Origin of the sequence: Catenulispora pinisilvae (assembly GCF_015356865.1) — a bacterium.
GTDB classification, from domain to species: domain Bacteria; phylum Actinomycetota; class Actinomycetes; order Streptomycetales; family Catenulisporaceae; genus Catenulispora; species Catenulispora pinisilvae.
On the sequence record NZ_JAAFZA010000481.1, the window covers coordinates 1 to 1797 of the forward strand.

Annotated in this window: 2 pseudogenes; both read right to left on the bottom strand. The window is 73.5% G+C overall.

Features of this window, described 5'->3' with window-relative positions:
• Positions 1-477: pseudogene (locus IZR01_RS51890) on the bottom strand (hypothetical protein); the annotation flags it as partial.
• A gap of 694 nt (positions 478-1171) precedes the next feature.
• Positions 1172-1797 (bottom strand): annotated as a pseudogene (locus IZR01_RS51895) (hypothetical protein); the annotation flags it as partial.

The window sequence follows — 1797 nt, forward strand, 5'->3', positions numbered from 1 at the left end:
GGGTAGGGGCGTTGCGGCCGACGGGGTGGGGCGGTGGATGGGGACGGCTCGTTGGACTGGGTTGGTGTTAGTAGCACGGGGGTTGATGCCGTGGGGCGTGCCGGCGTAGGACGCGGACGCGGTTGAGTTGCTGGCGGGGGGCTGCTGGGCTGTGGAGCTCTGGACCGGGGTTGTGGCGAGCGGCGGCGTTGCGGCTGCGCTCCCCGGAGCCGGGGCTGCGGCCATGACTTCGACTGGGCCCGCGAGGGCGGCTGACCGCTGGATCGGGAGCTCGGCGACGGCGGCGGACTGGTCGGACGTCGCGAGGCGCTGGATCGGGGTGGTGGCCGGTTCGGGGCGTGTTGCGCGCTGGACCGACGGGGTCGCGTTGGCTGCGGCCTCGGCAACGACGTAGCCGGCGAGTTGCCGGGTGCCGAGCAGGGGCTTGGTGGACGTGATCGGGTTGGATGCTGCCGGTCCCGAAGTGTTCAGCCGCACGCGCGCCAAAGGAGAGCTCGATTGCACCGGGGCACGCTGCACCTGGACTTCCGGCGCACGCTGCACACTCACCGCCTCGCTGACCACCTCACTGACCGAGGACTCCGCGACCGGCGACGCAGCACTACTCGGAACCTCAACAACCGGAGGCGTAACGGGATTGCGTGCGGCGATCGGCTGCTGCGGCGGCGCGCCGGCCGGAACCGCAGGCGGCGCCGACGCGCGCCGCTGAACGGCACGGATCGGCATGGCCTGAGGCGTGGAGGGCACGGCGCGCTGGGCGGCAGGCAGGCTGAACGGCTCGGAACCGGACGTACCTGTACCAGCACCCTGACCCGGAGGCTCCAAGGCCGAACGCTGGATCGGCGCCCCGGCGCCGGGACGCTGACCCGCCGCCGAAGCAGACTGATTCGCCTGCCCAGCCTGGATCGGCGCGGACCCGGTCGCCGACCGCGCCGCCGCACGCTGCACCGAGGCCGCACCCGCCCCTGCCGAACCCTGCGGTGTCGCGCGCTGTGCGGACAAGGGCCCGGATGCTGCCGAATTCTGTGCCGCCGAAGCCGATCCCTGGGTGGAGCGCTGCACAATCGCCGGCTCGCCCGCACCCGCGGCCGCTCCGGCCGAACCTCCACTCGCCGAGTCGCCCGCAGACCATCCCGCTGCCGAGCCACCCGCGGACCGCTGGACAGCAGCATCACTCGCACTGGCCGCCGACCCGCTTGCGGGACCGCTCGCGCTCACCGACGAACCGCCTGCCGCCGAGGCACTCGCGCTCGCCGAGCGCTGGACAGAAGAACCGCTCGCACCGCCCGACGACCCACTCGCCGCCGACGAACCGCCTGCCGCCGAGGCACCCGAGCGCTGAACAGCAGCGCCACTCGCACCTGCTACCGGACCGCCCGCGCTTGCGGACGATCCGCCTGCCGCCGAGGCACCTGAACTCACCGAGCGCTGAACAGCAGCGCCACTTGCACCTGCCGCCAGACCGCCAGCACTCGCCGCCGAACCACTCGCGCCCGTCGCCGAACCGTTCCCACCGGCCGCCGGCCCACTCGCACCCGCCGCCGAACCGCTCCCACCTGCTGCCAAGCCACTCGCGCCCGCCGACCGCCCGGCTGCATGGTCGCTGCCAGAGGCTCCAGCCGAGCTCGCCGACCGCTGTATAGCCGCACCGCCCGCCGACTGCCCAGCCGCAGAACCACCCGAGCTCGCCGCAGAACCACCTGCCGTCTGCCCACCCGCCGAACCGGCCGCAGACGCCCCGCTCGAACTCGCCGCAGAACCGCCTGCCGTCTGCCCACCCGCCGAACCTGTCTCTTA